This window comes from Thermostilla marina (assembly GCF_054657455.1).
Genome location: NZ_BAAHYR010000001.1, coordinates 924983 through 943769 on the forward strand (window position 1 = coordinate 924983; position 18787 = coordinate 943769).

17 protein-coding genes are annotated in these 18787 nt (G+C 59.9%); 10 read left to right on the plus strand and 7 right to left on the minus strand.

Annotated features, from left to right (window positions below):
* Positions 1–28: 28 nt before the first annotated feature.
* From trmB to ACYQ2I_RS03255, 4 genes are all read right to left on the minus strand, one after another.
* Entirely contained in the window at positions 29–670 is a 642-nt protein-coding gene (gene trmB / locus ACYQ2I_RS03240; protein WP_460165554.1) for a tRNA (guanosine(46)-N7)-methyltransferase TrmB, read from the minus strand.
* A gap of 64 nt (positions 671–734) precedes the next feature.
* On the minus strand, positions 735–1265 hold the full coding sequence (locus ACYQ2I_RS03245) for a 3-hydroxyacyl-ACP dehydratase FabZ family protein (protein ID WP_460165555.1): 531 nt from the start codon (positions 1263–1265) through the stop codon (positions 735–737).
* 147 nt (positions 1266–1412) lie between these two features.
* Positions 1413–1511 (minus strand): 50S ribosomal protein bL37, encoded by a 99-nt coding sequence (locus ACYQ2I_RS03250; RefSeq protein ID WP_460165556.1) that lies wholly within the window; start codon positions 1509–1511, stop codon positions 1413–1415.
* Between the two features lie 157 nt (positions 1512–1668).
* Entirely contained in the window at positions 1669–3693 is a 2025-nt protein-coding gene (locus ACYQ2I_RS03255; RefSeq protein WP_460165557.1) for an ATP-dependent DNA helicase, read from the minus strand.
* A 274-nt stretch (positions 3694–3967) separates the two neighbouring features.
* Here ACYQ2I_RS03255 and ACYQ2I_RS03260 point away from each other — a divergent pair, with 274 nt between their 5' ends.
* Positions 3968–4894 carry a hypothetical protein gene (locus ACYQ2I_RS03260; protein ID WP_460165558.1) on the plus strand — a complete coding sequence of 309 codons (927 nt, stop codon included), beginning with the start codon at positions 3968–3970 and terminating at the stop codon, positions 4892–4894.
* A 214-nt stretch (positions 4895–5108) separates the two neighbouring features.
* On the opposite strand, the gene ACYQ2I_RS03265 is transcribed toward ACYQ2I_RS03260, so the two are convergent.
* Positions 5109–7070 carry an acyltransferase family protein gene (locus ACYQ2I_RS03265; RefSeq protein WP_460165559.1) on the minus strand — a complete coding sequence of 654 codons (1962 nt, stop codon included), beginning with the start codon at positions 7068–7070 and terminating at the stop codon, positions 5109–5111.
* A 1-nt stretch (position 7071) separates the two neighbouring features.
* Between ACYQ2I_RS03265 and ACYQ2I_RS03270 the strand changes: the two genes are divergently transcribed.
* The 5 genes from ACYQ2I_RS03270 to ACYQ2I_RS03290 all read left to right on the plus strand — a co-directional run bounded on the left by ACYQ2I_RS03270 (position 7072) and on the right by ACYQ2I_RS03290 (position 13090).
* On the plus strand, positions 7072–8490 hold the full coding sequence (locus ACYQ2I_RS03270; RefSeq protein ID WP_460165560.1) for a transposase: 1419 nt from the start codon (positions 7072–7074) through the stop codon (positions 8488–8490).
* A gap of 236 nt (positions 8491–8726) precedes the next feature.
* Positions 8727–9365 (plus strand): hypothetical protein, encoded by a 639-nt coding sequence (locus ACYQ2I_RS03275; RefSeq protein ID WP_460165561.1) that lies wholly within the window; start codon positions 8727–8729, stop codon positions 9363–9365.
* 171 nt (positions 9366–9536) lie between these two features.
* On the plus strand, positions 9537–10934 hold the full coding sequence (locus ACYQ2I_RS03280) for a DUF6298 domain-containing protein (protein ID WP_460165562.1): 1398 nt from the start codon (positions 9537–9539) through the stop codon (positions 10932–10934).
* A gap of 196 nt (positions 10935–11130) precedes the next feature.
* A complete protein-coding gene (locus ACYQ2I_RS03285) occupies positions 11131–12153 on the plus strand; it encodes a hypothetical protein (protein WP_460165563.1) in 1023 nt (340 codons plus the stop codon).
* 139 nt (positions 12154–12292) lie between these two features.
* Positions 12293–13090: an alpha/beta fold hydrolase gene (locus ACYQ2I_RS03290; protein WP_460165564.1), complete on the plus strand. Its 798-nt coding sequence runs from the start codon at positions 12293–12295 to the stop codon at positions 13088–13090.
* Positions 13091–13163: 73 nt separating this feature from the next.
* Here the strand turns inward: ACYQ2I_RS03290 and ACYQ2I_RS03295 are convergent, their stop codons facing one another.
* Positions 13164–13703 carry a DUF2617 family protein gene (locus tag ACYQ2I_RS03295; protein ID WP_460165565.1) on the minus strand — a complete coding sequence of 180 codons (540 nt, stop codon included), beginning with the start codon at positions 13701–13703 and terminating at the stop codon, positions 13164–13166.
* 329 nt (positions 13704–14032) lie between these two features.
* Positions 14033–14794 carry a CPBP family glutamic-type intramembrane protease gene (locus ACYQ2I_RS03300; protein WP_460165566.1) on the minus strand — a complete coding sequence of 254 codons (762 nt, stop codon included), beginning with the start codon at positions 14792–14794 and terminating at the stop codon, positions 14033–14035.
* Positions 14795–15015: 221 nt separating this feature from the next.
* Here ACYQ2I_RS03300 and ACYQ2I_RS03305 point away from each other — a divergent pair, with 221 nt between their 5' ends.
* The 4 genes from ACYQ2I_RS03305 to ACYQ2I_RS03320 all read left to right on the plus strand — a co-directional run bounded on the left by ACYQ2I_RS03305 (position 15016) and on the right by ACYQ2I_RS03320 (position 18686).
* Positions 15016–15684 carry an endonuclease III domain-containing protein gene (locus tag ACYQ2I_RS03305; RefSeq protein ID WP_460165567.1) on the plus strand — a complete coding sequence of 223 codons (669 nt, stop codon included), beginning with the start codon at positions 15016–15018 and terminating at the stop codon, positions 15682–15684.
* Between the two features lie 39 nt (positions 15685–15723).
* Positions 15724–17181, plus strand: a complete 1458-nt coding sequence (locus ACYQ2I_RS03310) for a replication-associated recombination protein A (RefSeq protein ID WP_460165568.1) — start codon at positions 15724–15726, stop codon at positions 17179–17181.
* Positions 17178–17630, plus strand: a complete 453-nt coding sequence (locus ACYQ2I_RS03315; RefSeq protein WP_460165569.1) for a (deoxy)nucleoside triphosphate pyrophosphohydrolase — start codon at positions 17178–17180, stop codon at positions 17628–17630. The genes ACYQ2I_RS03310 and ACYQ2I_RS03315 overlap by 4 nt, the downstream gene beginning before the upstream one ends.
* 420 nt (positions 17631–18050) lie before the next feature.
* Positions 18051–18686 (plus strand): ClpP family protease, encoded by a 636-nt coding sequence (locus ACYQ2I_RS03320; protein ID WP_460165570.1) that lies wholly within the window; start codon positions 18051–18053, stop codon positions 18684–18686.
* Positions 18687–18787 lie beyond the last annotated feature (101 nt).

Consider the following 18787-nt stretch of genomic DNA (forward strand, 5'->3'; position numbering starts at 1 on the left):
TGGATCAATGGATCAATCGGGTGCCGATTCAGCGTTTTTCGAATCGAGAGCGGTAGACCGGAAGCCCGGCCAACCGCATGCGGCGTTCGAAGTGCGTTCGGTAATCGAGATCGTGTTCCGGCTGTGCTTCCGGGACTTCGAACGGCCCGGCCAGCGACGTATGTGCGGCGATGATCTCCAGCGACTCGTGGAAGTATTCTTCGACGTCCGTCCAAAAGTGGAACTCGCCGCCGGGAACCAGCACCCGCTCGACGTCGCGAACGAACGTGTCCTTCATCACGCGGCGCTTGCGGTGCCGCTTTTTCCACCACGGGTCGGGGAAGTACACGTGAACGGCGTGCAGCGACGCGTCGGGAATGTATTCGGCGACGATCCGCAAGGCGTCACCGTGAATGACGATCGCGTTCTTCAGATCACGTTTGGCGAGGTTGGCCGCGGCAAATCTCGCGTATTTGAAGGCAACTTCGATCCCCAGAAAATCGCGGTCGGGGAACGTGGTTGCCGCACGCCGCAAGAACAGGCCCTTGCCCGATCCGACTTCGAGTTCAATCGGCGATTCACGTCCGAACAAGGCCGCTGGATTCCACGGTTGCGGAAGCTGCTCCACTGTCCGCAAGTGATACGAGAGGTCGAGGTTCGGATCGATTTTGCGGACGGCTCTGCGACCCATTGATGCTCTCGGCGAAAGAAGCGACACTCGCCCCCGGTTCCGAAGACTGCCCGTCGGCGAACGATCACGCGTCGTTCTTTTTGAGTTCGGCCGTTGCCGCGTCGACCATTTCTTTCGACAGCGGGATACCCTTGAGGACGCCTTCGCAGACCAAATTGTTGCGGACGAAGCACTCGAAGCGGCAGGTCAAAATCATCCGCTTGGCCTTCAGAAGCTGAGCGACGATGACGAACCGTTCACCGGGCGGCACGACACCGCGAAAACGGACGTCTTCCAGCCCGCCGAAGCCGATCATCTCGGCCTTGATGACCTGGTGCTTCAGCGCAAAGTAACTGGCCAGTTGAGCCGAGGCCTCGCACATGATGACACCGGGCATCAAAGGCATACCCGGCATGTGCCCGCGAATCCAGAACTCGTCGGGCGTCAAATCCTTGTAACCGACGCAAATCCCTCGCTCGACGTCTTCGTAGCAGACCGCCGTGAGTTGCTCCATCTCGAACCGTTGAGGATTGTACTTGTGAATTTCTTCGATGTCGGCGATCACGTGGTCGAGATCGATTTGCGAAGGATCGAGAATCAGCTCTTTCTTGGCCACGCCACGGTCCTCAACTGGATTGCCTTGGATTGTCGACAATACAAAGATTCACCCGTCTGTCATTCACGGCATGCAACGATCGATCGCCGCACGGTTCGATCTTCCCGGCACACGTTATGCGGGCAGAGACGGGGGAGCAAACGACGATCAGGTGCGCACCAGACGTCGTTTGGCGCGGCGCCCCTTGGCATTGGCCGGTCGCTTCCCGTGATTCGCTTTCTTGACCTTTCGATGCGGTTTGGCCATGGATCGGATTTCCTTCGAAATGGGTAGCTTCACGGTACGTAAAGGCGCGGCACGATAACGGTGCCCGCCGATGCGGTCGGTGGAAAACTACCACTATACCAATCCCCCCTTCGATTGGAAAGCCGTTCTCAGTGCAGCGCATCCCTCGGAACGGGGGTCACATGGCGTCGTCGAACAGGTCGGAGAAGAGATCGTCGTCGGGAGTCTCCGCGGGCGAGTCGCGCCACGATTCCTGCGTGACACGGCATTCGGGAAGCGATTCGAGGAAGAAACGGCCGTAGGGTTTGGTCACCACCCGCGGATCGAGGATGACCACGATTCCTCGATCGGTTCGCGAGCGGATGAGGCGACCGAATCCCTGCTTGAGTTTGATGGCCGCTTCGGGCATTTGGTAGTCGCGGAAGGGGTTGCCGCCGGCGGCCCGGATGGCTTCGAGGCGGGCTTCGGTCAACGGCCGATCGGGAACGGCAAACGGCAGTTTCGTGATGATCACGTTCTGTAGTTGATCTCCCGGTACGTCGACGCCTTGCCAAAAGCTGTCGGTTCCGAACAGCACGCCGTGCGGACTTTGTTTGAAGCGGGCAAGCAACCGCGTGCGCGGAATGCCGTCGGCTTGCGAGAACAAGTCGAAGCCGCGTTCCATCAACCAGTCGTTCAATGCGGCCGCCGTGCGCCGCATCAAATCGTAGCTGGTGAACAATACGAAGGCGCGGCCTTGCGTGCGATCGAGGTAGCGCCGGATCATCTGCACCAAGGCCTCTTCGAAACGATGCGACTCGGCGGCCGGGTCGGGCATATCGCCGACGACGATCAATTCGGCCTGACGCCGGTAGTCGAAGGGGCTGCCCAGGGCGAGCGTTTGTGCGGGCGGAGAGCCGATCCGCTTCCGGAAGTAGTCGAAATTCCCGCCGCCGACGCTCAGCGTGGCGCTGGTAAGAACGACCGTTCCGACCTCGTCGAACAACGTTTCGCGCAACAACGGACCCACGTCGATCGGCGAAGCCGCCAGCGAGACCCGCTCACCGCGGCGCTGCGGGGAAACCTCGACCCAGTAGACCATTTCGCGGTCGCGTTGGTCGAGCCACACGTTCAACTGGCCGGCCAGTTGCAACAAGCGGTCACGTGCAGCGATCAGGTCTTGGCGACGGTCGACGTCGTCGGTTTGCGAGATGAGCGCGGCCAGCGATTTGGCCGTGTTTTCAAGGCCCTCGACCAGGCTCTTGTCGAACAGTCCCGGTTCGTGAACCCGCCCGTTCCCTTTCTGCGTGTGGTACCACTCGGCGACCTTGCCGAAGAAATCATCGGCGCGAAAGGCGCAGTCCACCACGACCGACTGCTGACGGCTGCACTCGCGGTCGGCCACGAGACCGCGATGGGTTCGCTCGTTGTACAGTTTGGTTAGCACATAGCGAACCTGTCCGGCCGAAAGGTGAATGCCGAAATGCTCGGCGGCGACGGCCTCGGCGGTGTGCGCCTCGTCGATGACGACCAGATCGTAGTCGGGCAGCAGACTGGCTCCTTGGCGGCGCAACGCGAGATCGCTGAACAGCAACGCATGGTTGACGATCAGCAATTGCGCATGTTGCATGCGTCGCCGTGCCCGATAGTAGAAACAGTCGTCGTAGTGGAGGCACTTGCGGCCCAGGCAATTGCTTTGGTCGCTGGCGACTTCGTCCCACACGCGGTAGTGCGGTCGGAAGTCGAGATCCGACAGGGTGCCGTCGGTGGTTTCGGCGGCCCAGGCGGCAATGCGGGCAAACTCTTCGTCGAATTCGTCCTCGAATAAGCGTTTGCGGTTCTTCTGAGCGTTCGCCAGTCGGCGCTTGCTCAGGTAGTTGCTGCGGCCTTTCACCAACACAGCGGTGAATTCGAGCGGAATGACGCTGTTGAGAAAAGGGATGTCTTTGTGCAAGAGTTGCTCTTGCAGACTGATCGTGTGGGTGGCCACGACGGCGCGGCGGTGCCCCGCGCCTCCTTCCCCGGCGGTAGCCAAGATGAGGGGAACGAGATAGGCGAAGCTCTTCCCGACGCCCGTTCCCGCCTCGACGATCAAGTGTGTTTCCGACTCGATGGCCTGCTCGACCGCTTCGGCCATCTGGAGTTGTTCGGGGCGGTGCTCGTAGCCGGCGAGTCGACGGGCGATCGCCCCTTCGGGACCAAGGATTTCGGAAACGTGCAGCATGGATCGGTCGATTTCTGCCGAAGATTTGCCGGGTCGAGACGAATCGTGTCGACAGGGGGGCTGCCGACTCCTTTGAGGGGAGAAAAACATCACAAAAAAGATTTACCGGCCGCGTCGTTCGGGTATCATGGGGGAGGAAATTACCCCCGGGCGCGGGCCATGTGCCCCACGGTTCCATCGACGACGTGCCGAATCCTACTGTACCCGATGGTTTGAAGGCTGCCCATTGGGCAGTAAAGGAACCGGCCGATGCGAGTGTAATAGGACAGGCATCATGGCGATCGAATTCTTGTGTACGCGATGCGGTAGCAAATTGCGGGTGCCCGACGAAGCGACCGGCAAGCAGGCGCGATGTCCAAAGTGTGGAAGCGTCGAAAACGTGCCCGGCAGTTCGGCAGCCGACGCGAAACCTGACTCGGAGCCGCAAGCCGGGCCGGCGATGGACGACACTTCCCCGTTTGCGCCGGGATGGCAACCACCGCCGCGCAACGAAAATCCCTTTGCCGCACCCCAAACCGAGGCGTTCGACCGTTCCGGCGGCGGGCACGCCGTGTATCCACTGGACTATCGGAAGGTGTCTTTCGAACAGCTTTTCTCGGATACGTTCGCCGCGTTCGGTAAGACGTGGGGGCTGTTGTTGTTGGCTTGGCTGGCAATAGGAGTCGTGGGCTTCGGGATCGGGATACTGTTTCTGCCGCTCCAGATCGCAGCCGCACAGGTGGGCGAACGCGTGGTGTTGTTGGTTGACGGGATTCACCAGCTCGTGTCATTGGCCTGGACTTTCGTCAGTGTGCCTGTTTTCGCACGGTTTGCCGTACACGTCGTGCGCGGCGATCCGAACCCCGAGCGCGGGATCCTACCACCGCTCGCCGTGTTCCTGCACACTTTCTTAGCGTCGATCCTGTATTCGGTTTGCGTAACCTTGGGGTTGATCCTATTGATCGTGCCCGGGATCGTCGTTTCGTTGATGTTCCTCTTCGCCATGTGGATCACCGCCGATCGGGAGGTGAACGCGATCGACGCCTTTTCTATCTCGTACCGGGCAACCGAGGGAAACAAGCTGACGTTGTTGGCCGCGTTCCTGGTCGCCGGTTTGGCAGGGATCGTGTTGGTCGTACTGACCTGCGGTTTAGGGGCGCTCGTGGTGATGCCCTTTAACAGCCCGTTGCAAAACCTCGTTGCGACCCGCGGACAATTGTAGCGAATAGCCGCACGAAACGGCGAGAAACAACCTTTTTGTCGGCACGATGCTCGGACGTAGGAAAAGGATTTGTCCGCTGACGTTTCTCGCTTGAATGGCACAATTTCGGCTTGGGCGGCCCAAACCGCCGCCGGACCTTATTCGACCTCACACGATGCCCAAAACCCGCTTGTGCAACGGGCTGATAACGGTGGTTTTTCCTGAACGGGAGCAACTATTCTTCCTTGCGCTCTACCGTGCTGTCGTCAGATGAGGACAGTCGTTTGGCACACACGGTAGATTCCGGCTGGCGTTGATTGTTGGTTTCTAGAATGGCAAGAACCGCATTGAGCACTCGACTTTCCACATAAGCTGCTCCGAACCCCGAAAGATGGATGCGGTCGTGGAAGAGCTGGTGGCCGTGTTCGTCGCAAAAGCGGATATTTCTTTGTTCGTCCAGGAACAAATCATCCACGTGTACGACATGAACGCGCTTGGATTCCAAAGAATCGAGAAATCGGCGTGCTTTTTCTCGCTTCTCGGTGTTTCGCTCCTCCTCGCAAACCGGATGCATACCGGTTTTGCGAAAAGATGCTCGCGAAGCGTCCTTTGGAAGAATTGGTGGTTGCGAAATTAGGATGACGTGAGAGGAATACTTTAGAATCTCTTCTACAGCAACTTTTACGTTGTCTTCGAATCCAGCCGTGTCGACCCTGCTGGCCCATGCCGCAACAAACACGGTTACATCCGGTCGCGTTTCAGCGAGAAAACGAATTGATTCCTCATATTGTCGGTTTCCCGGGAATGGATTTCCACCGGCGACGCTGATGACATTCACGTTAATCCCGTACAGTGTCGCCAGTTTCTTCATGATGATGCCGTACATTGATGCTTCACTGTCGCCCATTAACACGACATGTGGCGCACGATGGGAAGTTGAAAAAGTTCGACCACCATGTGCAATTGTGTCTACGGAAGCGTTGATGTAGTTATCCATACGAACCGAATACCCTACGAGCGTGAGTGTAATTGTGGCGACAGCAAAACCGGCATATGCGAACGATCGCATGTGTGGTCGATTCAATAGCCGACGTGCTGGTTGCTCTAGGACATAATACGAGGTGGTTGAAACTAGCAGCATGAGGCAGATCTTGAGTGCCCATCGAACAGGAGGGCTTGCTGCAAATAGGTGGTAGTCCACGAAGCAAAAGATGGGCCAATGCCAGAGGTAAAGGGAGTACGACAACTTGCCGACGTAGACTAGAGCAGGGTGGGCAAGTACGCGTTCGGTGAATGGCGAGGAATCAGGATTCCAGCCGATCAGCAATACTGTGCCAATCACCGGTAGAGCGGCTACAAATCCGGGAAAAGAATTTGACTCGCGCAAGAAAGCGAAAGAAAGCAAAATCATGGCGAGCCCAAGCAGTGCCACAGAACTGTGATACCTGAGGGGAGTCTTTCTTTCAGCAACAAAAACGGCCAAGGCGGCGCCAGCCAGCAATTCCCAGGCTCGTGTCGGCAACAAGTAAAACGCCCAGGTTGGGTTGGTTTGAGTTAGCAATACGCAACCGAGAAAGCTGGCCAAGGAGATTGCGAGTAGGCTGCCTAGTACTTGTTTGGCCGTAAGCCGTGATTTCGTAGTGAGTACCAGAAAGAGCGGCAAGAATACGTAAAACTGCTCTTCGACGGAAAGCGACCAGAAGTGCAAGAACGGTTGCGCGTCGGGAGATAGCTCAAAGTAGTTGCCTTGGAGCATAAACTTGACGTTGGCGAGAGACAGGCTAGCCGCCGTGGCGACGGCGCCTGCAGAAGCAAAGTCCTGCGGGGAGTAGATGTAAGAAGCAGCAGCCAATGTGACGGCAATTGTTGCCAGTAAAACAGGAAAAATACGGGTAATTCGGCGTTGGTAAAATCTGGCTAATGAGAAAACGCCAGATTGGCACTCGCGATAAACGATGGAGGTTATCAAATAGCCGGAAATTACAAAGAAGACGTCGACGCCGACGAAGCCGCCCGGCAGGAAGGCTTTGTTGAAATGGAATAGAAGCACTCCCAGTACGGCGATGCATCGCATTCCGTCAATCGAGGGTCGATAACAGCCCGTTGTAAAACCTCTTTGCAGCCAGTGGCTGATTGTAGAAAATAGCGGCACGAACCGACAAGGAATAAGCCTCTGGGACCAAGATTCTGACGGCACGATGCTCGGACGCAGAAAAAGGCTTCGACAGCCGACGCTGTTTATCCGCCGGGATGAAATCCCCGAACCGCCGGGTGCCGCGTTCTATCGCAAGCTGAACGCGCTTCTGGCGAAACACGACTTCGACCGACGAGCAGAAGCACTGTGTGCCCCGTACTATGCCCGAACCGGCCGCCCCTCGACACCGATCGGCGTGGTAATCCGGATGCTCCTGTTCGGCTTTCTGGAAGGCATCGGCTCGCAACGCGGGATCGCCGCCCGCTGTGCCGACAGCCTCTCGGCCAGAATCTTTTTGGGCTGCGAGATCACGGAACCGACGCCGTGCCACAGCACGCTCAGCCGCACGCGGCAACGCCTGCCGCTGGAGGTCTTTTTCGAGCTGTTCGCCATGGTCGTCGAGATCGCCCGCAAAGAAGGCCTGTTGCGCGGCAAGACCTTGGGCGTCGACGCGACCTTCCTGGAAGGCAATGCGGCCTTGAAGTCGCTGCAACATAAAGAGGAAGGAGAAAGCTGGAAGGAGTTTGTCCGCAAGATCTACATGGAAGAGAACCCCGAGGCTGACGAACCGACCGACGACGAGCTGCGTCGTTTCGACCGACAGCGGCAAGACAAGAGGCTTTCGAACCGGGACTGGGAATCGCCGGTCGATCCGGACGCGAGGATCGCCAAGCTGAAAGACGGCCGGACCCACATGGCCTACAAGGCGGAGCACGCGGTCGAACTCGGATCGGGGATGATCCTGGCGGCGGAGGTGTACACGGCCGACACGCCCGACACGACAAGCATCGAACAGACGCTGCAGGCGGCGGACAAGGTCGCGATCAAGGCGGACACCGAACCGGCCGAGGAAGTCGTTGCCGACAAGGGCTATCACAAGGCGGAAACACTTTCGCGGCTGCAACACGTAAAGGGTTGGCGGACGTACATTCCGGAAAAACGTCTTCGACACAAGCGTCGTTGGACGGACAAGCCGAGCGAGCACGAGGAAGCGTATCGCGCGAACCGTCGACGTTGCCTGGGAGCCCGCGGGAAACGGCTTCAGCGGAAGCGCTCGGTGGTCTGCGAGCGGACGTTCGCGCACGTCTGCGATACCGGCGGTAGTCGGCGGGTATGGCTGCGGGGCCTGACGGAAGTCAGGAAATGGTACCTGGTGCGGGTGATGGGCTACAACCTGGCGGTGATCCTGCGCTTGCTGTTCGGCCTTGCCTCGCCGCGGAGCCTGACTCGCGTCGTCTGTCTTTTCTATTTTGTCATTGTGACTGTTTATCTTCACACCACGTCGCTATTCGGCCGATTGGGCCGCATGCTCGGCTTTGTGACGCCGGTTTGTCGATATTCCGCCTTGCGCGGTCCAAACTACCGCCGGACCTTATTCGACCTCAAACCATGCCCAAAACCGGCTTGTGCAACGGGCTGTTAACATCACGCTGTACACGATGGCGTATCTCCGGTGTACCGGGCAGCCCACCGTACTTGAGAGACAATCGGCACCGACTGCCGGATACACCGTGTAAATGGCCGGTGTGCCGTCGACGCAAGCAAACCGCGTAACAAGAGCAAAGACCGACAAGCCCGATACGAAGCCGAAGGCCGGCGTCGAGCGTACCAGGCGGCGATCGAAGCAATGAGACCGAGGGACAGGGGAGACATTCAGCAATGCCGATCGAGTTCCTTTGCCCGAGTTGCCGGAAGCAATTGCGATGCCCCGATTCCGCAGCGGGAAAGAAAGCGCGATGTCCCGCGTGCGGAACGATCGTGACGATCACCCCGGGGGGCGGTCGACCCGACGGGTCGCAAGCCGAAGCGAAAGTGCCCGTCCCGCCGATGTTGAACAGCGGCCCTCCGACCCTCCCCAAGGCAGAGGCGGGCGGGGCCTCGCCGTTCGCCGGCCCGCAAACGCCTGCCGGAGCGGTGCCGCCGCTGGGTACACCGACTGCCGGGGAGGGCCAGGCGGGCAGTCTGAACACGCCGACAGCTTATCCGACGCAACCCGCCAACCCGTATGCGGCACCGCATACGACGCCCGCCGCACCGAAGGCTTCCGAGGGGACGGGCAGCGAAGGGATGGCGATCGCTTCGTTCGTGCTGGGGTTGTTCGGGTTGTTGGCGTGGCTTTGTCCGATTATCGGATACGCCGTCGGCGGCTGTGCGCTGGGGTTCGGCATCAAGGGACGCAACAGCAATCAAAGCACGCTGGCGATCATTGGAATCATCTTAGGCTCGATTACTTTGTTTTTGAGTTTGGTCAACTCGATTCTGGGAGTCATCCTCACCGTACAGGGCGGAGGTTTTTGACTCACCACGACACCGGTTTTCCAGGCGACAATCGCGTGCAAAGGGCTGAAGAAAAGCGAAACGCGACGAAAAGACGGGGAAGCCGTCTCGGTACCGATAATCATTTAATCATTCCCGACGCGCCAAGTCCCTTTGCGGGGGGCTGTTTCAGCGGTCCGGAGAGGTGCGACCATGCGACACGTCATTTTGTTCTGCCTTGCAGGGGCGGTGATCATCGGGCATGCACGATGGGCGAACGCGGCGGAGCCGGCCCGCGGACCGTTGGTCGTCCATCCCGACAATCCCCGTTATTTCGCCGACGGATCGGGCAGGGCGATTCTTTTGACCGGGGCACACACGTGGAACAACCTGGTCGATATGGGACCGACCGATCCGCCCGTGCCGTTCGATTTCGATGCCTATCTCGATTGGCTCGAATCGCACCACCACAATTTCATTCGGCTGTGGCGGTGGGAAACGACCTCGTGGAACACCGCCGGGAATCGTGACCTCGAGCCGGTGGAGCACTACGTGGCGCCTCATCCGTGGAAGCGGACCGGGCCCGGCAAGGCGCTCGACGGTAAACCGAAGTTCGATCTGGAAACCTTCGACGAGGCGTACTTTGCGCGGCTGCGCGAGCGGGTCGAAGCGGCCGGCAAGCGCGGCATCTACGTTTCCATCATGTTGTTCGAAGGCTGGGCCTTGCAGTTTTCGCCCGGCGCTTGGGAACATCATCCCTTCCACAAAGCGAACAACATCAACGGAATCGACGGGGACGTCGATGACGACGGCAACGGCTTGGAGATCCACGAGAACAAAATTCCCGCGGTTACCGAGATTCAAAAGGCATACGTTCGCAAGGTGATCGACACGGTGAACGATCTGGACAACGTGTTGTACGAGATCTCGAACGAGAATCATCCGGCATCGACGGCGTGGCAATACGCGATGATTCGCTACATCAAGGAGTACGAAAAGACCAAGCCCAAACAACATCCGGTCGGCATGACCTTCCAATACAAAGGCGGCAGCAATGCCGTGTTGATGGAAAGCCCGGCCGATTGGATTTCGCCGAACCACGAAGGCGGGTATCGCGACAATCCTCCGCCCGCCGACGGTCGCAAGGTGATCCTCAGCGATACGGATCACCTGTGGGGGATCGGTGGAAACGTCGCCTGGGCCTGGAAGACGTTCTTGCGCGGCGGCAATCCCCTTTTCATGGACCCTTACCAAGGGAAGGTCCTCAAGAAGCGGATGAACGAACCGTGGGTCGAACCGTTGCGACGGAACCTCGGATACATACGCGACTGGTCCGAGAAGGTCGATCTCGCGGCGATGGTGCCGCGGCCGCGGCTTGCGTCGAGCGGATACTGCCTGGCCGCCGAGGGCCGCGAGTATCTCGTGTATGCGCCGGCCGAGGCCGAATCGCTGTCGGTCGAACTGCCGCCGGAAATGTACGCCATTACGCGTTGGAACATCGATGCGGAGAAAGCCGAGAAGCCGGTCGTTCTCCGCTTTGCGGGCGGTCGATGGCAACTCGACACCTCGCGGTCGGGCCAAGTTCTGGTCCATATCAAACGAGTCCGTTGATTCTTGAGGGAAACGAACGCACGGAGCGACGAAATTTCTCTTGAAATGAGACGGGAGCACGAATTCGAGCGGGTGCAGGTGCATCCGAGCGGTCGATATCGTACGCCCGACGGGGGCGACGATCGCGGAATACGTCGCGGCACACGGCAGCCGACGATGTTCGCACGGCGATCCACATTCCCAGGAGAGGTTCCTCATGCCGATCGAGTTTCGTTGTCCCGGATGTAACAAGCTTTTGCGTACGCCCGATACCAGTGCAGGCAAGCGGGCGAAATGTCCGTCGTGCGGTGGTGTGGTGACGATTCCGAGTGCGTCTCAATCGCCACGGCCGGCAGGCGGGGGACAGCCTTCGCCCGGGCTGCAAACGAAGCCGTCGCAGGCAGCCCCGTCGCCGCCGCAGGGAATGCAGCCCTTTGTCGGAACCGCAGCGGGTGGGGGGCAGGTCGCTCCACAGCAACCGGCACCCGGCAGCGTGCCCGGTTCCGGTGTCGCGGCCCCAAGTGGTGCGACACCGGGAAATCCCTTCGGCGGACCATCGCAGCCGGCGGCACCGACTGCCCCCCAATCGGCAACGCCGCAGTTTCCTCAGCCCGGCATGCAGCCGCCGCTCGCCCAACCGGTGCCCGGCATGCCGTTTCCCCAGCCGGGTGCGCCGCCGGGCACGGTCGGTTCGGCGCCTGGTTTTCCTGCGATGCCGCTTCCCAGCGGGCCGTTGCCGCAGGCCCCGGCACCGAAGGCTCCGCCCCCCAAGGCACCGAAACCGAAACCAACCAACCTGTACGCGCCACCACGCACCCGGTCGTACCAGGAAAGAGCTCGGCGACGCAGCTACGGCGGTATGGGACGGTTGCAATACTTCTTGGCGGGCTTGGGGGCAAGCTTCGGAATCGGGTTTGTTGGCGGACTGGCGGGGTCGATGATGGAAAATCCGGCACCGGCCATCTTGGGGGCGCAAATCTTGGCCGTGTTGGTACAGCTCGTTTTGGCATCGCAACGGCTTCAGAATATCGGGTGGTCTCCCGGGTTTGCGTTCCTTTTGCTTGTGCCCGTGGCGAACTTCGTGATCGGCATGTGTTTGTTGATCTTGCCCGAGGGCTACGCCGACACGAAGCGGCTGGACACCGCCGGGAAGATCGTCGGCGGTATTCTGTTGGGGGTGATCGGGCTATTTTTCTTGTTCATCGTGTTTGCGATGCTGGCTGCGTTGGGAGGCGGCTGACCGAGGCGTGCCGCTTGTGAAACGGCAAGGTGTCGGATACGCTACCCGAACAGGAAGGAAAACCGCCGGCGCCGACCGTCGCAACGACCGAGGCGCTCTTCGGTAGGTTGCACTTCGGGCGAACGAAGGAGTTTCCGACATGCTGACGACGTTGGTCAACGGTGTCGAAATGGCTGTGCGTTGCGGCGGAGAGGGGACGCCCCTGGTCTTCGTGCACGGATTTCCGCTCGATCATCGTATGTGGGATGCCCAGTTCGAGGTGTTCTCGTTACAAGCGAGGGTGGTCGTGCCCGATTTGCGCGGGTTCGGACGCAGCGAGCCCGCCGACGAGCTGGTGACGATGCCGCAATTCGCCGACGATATCGCCGCCCTCCTGCCGGCGATCGAAATCCAAGAGCCCGTCGTCCTATGCGGTTTGTCGATGGGCGGATATATCGCGCTGGAGTTCGCCCGCCGTCATCCAGGCATGCTCCGCGGTCTGATCCTGTGCGATACCCATGCGCGAGGCGACACGCCCGAAGCGGCCGAAAACCGTCGAAAAACGGCCGAGCGTGTGTTGCGAGAAGGCCCCGCGTTCTTGGCCGACGAGATGCTTTCCAAGCTGGTCGCACCCGCGACGATCGAAGAGAAACCGCACATCGTCGAAAAGATCCGCGATATGATCACCGAGAATCACGCGAAGGGGGTTGCCGCCGCCCTGCGGGGCATGGCCGAACGCGAAAAAGCCGAAGCGTGGCTCGACCAAATCGAATGTCCCTGCCGCGTGATCGTGGGCGCCGAGGATGTCATCACGCCGCCGGAGGTCATGCGCGACCTGGCCGATCGACTTCCCAACGCGGGATATGCCGAAATCGAAAACGCCGGACACATGGCGCCCATGGAGCAGCCGAAAGCGGTCAACGACGTGATTTCCGAATTCTTGAAGACGCTGAGCTGACGCGCCGATCCGGATGCGGCGGTGCGCGGGCAGGACGAGAATACTGCCGAGGCGAATCGCTTCTTATCGCACCTTACGGCAAGCGGATGACCGTCTCGCTCTTCACCAAAGCGAAATCGTCCGGGAAAGTATGAAACGCCTGGATGAGCAGGTGTTTCGAACGGGTTTCGGTATAGATGAAGCTGACCGCTCCGCACGGCATCCGTCCGCTGGAACCGAACTCGCAGTATAGACCTTGCCCCGGTCCGTCGTGCGCCAGGTGCTCTTGGAACACACGGAACAGTTCGGCCGGAACGGTTTCGAGTTCGAATTGCGTTTCGTAGACGATACCGTTGCGACATTCGATGCGTTCGCGGTGTTGCCCTTTGATCGTATGCGACATGAGCCGCCGTTTTTCGGGCAAGGGATGGTTCGCCGTGGTGGAGACTTCGGTAAGCGTGACGTTCTCGTGCCGCCAGGTGATGACATGCCCGGCGCTGGTGATGTCGATTTTCGCCTCGTAGTTGCCGCGAGTGATCTTGCGAGTCGCATGCACCTCGAACAATTCGGGGTGAATGGGACGTCCGTACAAGCGGAAGATCAACTCGGCAGCCTTGGGGCGAACAGTCAGCACGATGCCGTTTCCTTCTTTAACGAACCTGCGAACGCATATGGAATTCAGCGGAGAAAACCTCCGGATGAGTCTCTCGAACGACGTCGAGTGAGTCTATTATAAGCCAAGCCGCAGGCGGCGACAAAGATCGTTTTCTCGAGGATACGATTTCGCCTTCCTGAAGCGAAGCCGTTTCGATCGGTGTTCTTGGTTTTCGATCGACCGTCCCGCAGAACAACATGAAAATTCCGCCCGCGCGTGCGGATGGTATCGACGACCTTTGTTTGCGGCACGAGCTTTGCACCGCGCTGCATACCGTGTGCCGAAACCGACCGATACGCGCACGACGGTTACACCAAGCCCACCAACAGGTCGTATGCGGCGTGCGCGCCGGCGGCGATCCCAAAACCGCGCACGCAATACAGCACCGCGAAGAACATCCCGGCCACGAACCGGAACAAGAACGTGAACAACAAGAACGGCTCGCCGTAGGGGCCGACATAGTGCGCCGCCGAGAAGATCAGGCTGCTGCCGATCGCTCCTAACCACAACGCGGCGCGGGCCTGCAAACCGGCTTGTCGGGCGATCAGGTGCAGGCCGTTGAGCAGAATCAGGCGAAAGACGAGCTCTTCGTACACGCCCGCTCCGACGTAGGCGACCGCCATCGTGAGCATCGAGCGGGCTTCGTCCGACAGCGCCGCCGGGACCGGTCGTAGCGCGATCGTCACCGCTTCGAACACCACGCTTTGCACGCTCAGCAATAGTCGCAAGCAAATCGCCAAGGCGAGCGATTCGACGAGCATGCCCCACAGCACGCGGGAAGGTACGTACCACTTCGCGCGGGTCAGGTAATGCTGGCCCAACAGGAGACACGCGGTGGCCACCGGCAGCAGGAAGTACTGTCCGAAACCTACGCGACCGAGCAACTCGCGCAGCCACATTTCGGCCCCGTTGCGAACGGCCTCGGGCCCGAGCAGAATGACGCCCGCCTCGTAGAACACCAGAAGCGGCGCGACGAACATCAGCGAGGCCAAGGGGCGTTGCGACGCGTCCCAGTACAATTCGCCTTCGGCAGGTGCGGAAATCGAGGTGTCGCCAGCGTTCGATGCCATGAGGGTGCTTGCCCGTTCTTACCGGTGGATCGCGTGCGGCGGCGCTCGTGGGAATCCCGGCGCAGACCGCTACAATGGATGCTATCGGCAGGTCCGAACCCGACCTCGAAGGGAAATCGCCGCAGAAAAGAAACGGCGGTTCGTTCCCGTCGGCCCGGGGCGGGACTGTGTCGAGATTGCGGATTGCACAAACTGAACGGCATCGGGAGCGTGGTTGCAACATGGCTGTTGCGTTGATGGATGTGTATCGGCGGTTGTTCGAGGCCTACGGGCCGCGACACTGGTGGCCGGGGGAAACCCCGTTCGAGGTCACCGTCGGTGCGATACTCGTCCAGAATACGAACTGGGCGAACGTCGCCAAGACGATCGACCGATTGCGGGAAGACGGACTCCTTTCGCCGCGCAAGCTGTACGCGCTTCCCGAGGAAGAACTCCAAGAGCGCATTCGTTCGTGCGGCTACTTTCGCCTGAAGGCAAAACGCCTACGCAATTTGTTGCGCGTGTGCGTCGAAGAATTCGACGGATCGCTCGAGGCGATGTTCGATCAGTCGATCGAGTCGTTGCGGGAAACCCTGTTGGGCATCAACGGAATCGGACCCGAGACGGCCGATTCGATCATTCTCTACGCCGCCGAAAAGCCGACTTTCGTCGTCGATACATACACCCTTCGCGTGCTGGCACGACACGGATGGATCGAGCCTGAGGCCGATTACCATACGTTGAAGGCTTTTTTCGAAGAGCGATTGGAGCCCGACGTCGCGTTGTACAACGAATTCCACGCCCTGTTCGTCGAGGTCGGCAAGAATCATTGCGGAAAGCGCCCGCGCTGCGAAGGATGTCCCCTGGGCGAAATGTTGCCCGAGGGCGGCCCGTACGAGGCCCTTCGATGAAGTGAGGCGGTACGTTTCACGACCGAGGAAAAACCGGCCATGTCGTTGTTCGAAGCGAGTGAATCGGAACGACGTCGCAAGGCGCAGCCGTTGGCGGCCCGGATGCGTCCACGCTCGCTCGACGAGTTCGTCGGCCAAGAACATTTCCTCGGCCCGGGGCGGCTGCTGCGCCGCCTGTTGGCCGCCGATCGCTTGGGATCGGTCATCTTTCACGGCCCGCCCGGCACAGGAAAGACGACGCTCGCCCGCCTGTTGGCCGTCGAGACGAAAAGCGCGTTCCGGCAGATCAGCGCCGTGACCGCGGGCGTGAAGGAACTGCGCGAGGTGCTTTCCGAGGCATGGGAGCGGCTTTCGACCGAGGGCCGGAAAACCGTCTTGTTCGTCGATGAAATCCATCGTTTCAACAAGGCACAACAAGACGTGTTGTTGCCCTACGTCGAAGACGGCGTCGTCGTGCTCGTCGGGGCGACGACCGAAAATCCCTATTTCGCGATCAACAGCGCGTTGATCAGCCGCAGCCGGTTGTTTCAGTTTCAGCCGCTGACGCCCGAACACATCAAGACGATTCTTCGACGGGCATTGGCCGACGAAAGCCGCGGCTTGGGGCGATATGCCGTCGAAGTCGAAGACGACGCCCTGGATTTTCTGGCGGCGGCCAGCGACGGCGACGCCCGCGCGGCGCTTTCCGCCTTGGAAGTGGCCGTCCTTTCGAGCCACGAGCCGGGGAAGCCCGTCCGGCTTACGCGGGCGCTTGCCCGCGAATCGATGCAGAAAAAAGCCCTGGTCTACGATCGCGACGGCGACGCCCACTACGACACGATCAGCGCGTTGATCAAGTCGATCCGCGGCAGCGATCCCGACGCAGCGATCTATTGGTTGGCCAAGATGCTCGAAGGCGGCGAAGACATTCGCTTCCTGGCCCGGCGATTGGTGATCCTGGCCAGCGAAGACGTCGGAAACGCCGATCCGGCCGCGTTGCCGCTTGCCGTGGCGGCGGCCCAGGCGTGCGAACTGGTCGGCTTGCCCGAATGTCGTTTGACGCTTGCCCAGGCGGTGACGTACCTTGCGTGTGCGCCCAAATCGAATGCGGCCACGGTCGCCATATCCGAGGCCCAAAAAGACGTGCGCGAGGGGCGATTGTTGCCCGTGCCCGTCCACCTGCGCGACAGCCATTACAGCGGCGCAAAACAAATGGGGCATGGCGAAGGCTACCGCTACGCGCACGACGAAGAAGGCGGCGTCGCGGAACAAGATTATCTGGGTGTCGATCGCGAATACTATCGTCCCGTCCCACGAGGTTTCGAACAGGTGCTCGCCGAACGTCTGGCGGCCGTGCGGGCGCGACTGAAACGCGCCAAACGGGGCGCGGTGTCTGCCGGTTCCACGACGGGCGAAAAAAAGAGAAAGCCGCGGCAAAGCAATGCCGACACGGTCGAGCATAACGGCGACATCGAAAACGCATCGTCAGAGGATCACGGGCCGAACGCGAAACGATGAACGACCCCCGGAAAACGCGCCTGGCGACGAACGAAAGCAGCGCCGAAGCGAAAATCGTCGAAATCGGTGTGGCGGTGGTCGTCGATCGGGGAAACGTGTTGGTCGGCCTGCGGGACGACGAGGCGCATCGCGGGTATTGGGAATTTCCCGGCGGCAAACTTCTGCCCGGTGAATCGCCTTTCGAAGCGGCGATCCGCGAATGCCGTGAAGAAACCGGCCTCGACGTGCGCCTGTTGCGCGAATTGACGACGTCGGAGTACGCCTACCCGCATCGCACGGTTCGCTTGCATTTCTTTCTGGCCGTTCCGGCAACACGGCAAAGTCGACAGAAACCGGCGGCCCCGTTCACATGGCGGTCGGTCGATGAGTTGAAGACGTTGCCGTTTCTGCCCGCCAATGCCGAAGTCGTCGAATGGTTGGTCGGCCACGTTCCCCTCGCCGAGAGCTGAACGCGGAAAGCCGGTGCGAGGGGCCAAGGGAACATCACTCACCTTGTCTTCGACCAGGACACTCTCCTAAGATGCAATATCCCGCCTGCGATTTCCTCGCCGAGCCGGCGAACATCGGTTTGTCGGCCGGTCTTTTCCCGCACGGCCGGTAGATTCCGCTTCGTCGGCAGATTGCTTGTCAACCGAGAAAAGCTGCGCAAGCTGCAAAAGCTGGAGTCGGCAGGGAGTACGGCCGAGGCTAAACGTGATACGATTCCGGCCGAAGACGCCTAGGGAGAATCGCCCGGGTTACGCTACACTAGCGTTTTTCCGCCCGGGTGTTCACGTGCCTTGCAAGGGGTTAGGATAGGCCGCAGATCGAAACAAGCGAACGTAATCATTTGGTCGTTTCGACGACCCACCGAGTTGAAAAGGACATCGATGAATCCTGAAATTCACGAAATCTTATCGCAAGTGGTCGAGCCCATGGCAAGCTATCGCGACTATCAGCGCCAGCGGCAGATGACGCTGGGGGATTTGTTGCTGGAGAACCGAATCATCCTGTTGCAGGGGGTGATTCACGACGGCAACGCAAACGAGATCATCATGAAGCTGTTGTACTTGCAGAGCGAGAACCGCCGCAAGGACATTCACTTTTACATCAACACCCCCGGCGGCAGTGTGAGTTCGACGTTGGCCATTTACGACACGATGCAGATTCTGTCGTGTCCTGTTGCCACGTACTGCGTGGGACTGGCCGCCAGCGGCGGAGCCGTGTTGTTGGCCGGCGGTGCCAAAGGGAAGCGATTCGCCTTGCCGCACTCGAAGATCATGATCCATCAGCCGTACGGGCAAGTGGGCGGCCAGGTTTCCGACATCGAGATCCAGGCCCAAGAGATCCTCAAGACCCGCGAAGTCTTGAACCAAATTCTGGCCGAGCATACCGGCCAGCCCATCGAACGGATCGCCAAAGATACCGATCGCGATTTCTACATGAGCGCCGAAGAGGCCAAAGAGTACGGGCTTGTCGACGACATTCTCCGGAAACAATCCGTTGAAGAATCGGAAGACGAATAGGACTCGCCGCCGACGAAGCCCGTCGACGAGGGGCCTTTCGGATCGGCGCGTCGAAGCGATAGGACATATTTGCCGCAAAACATTGACCAGCTACGAGGGAG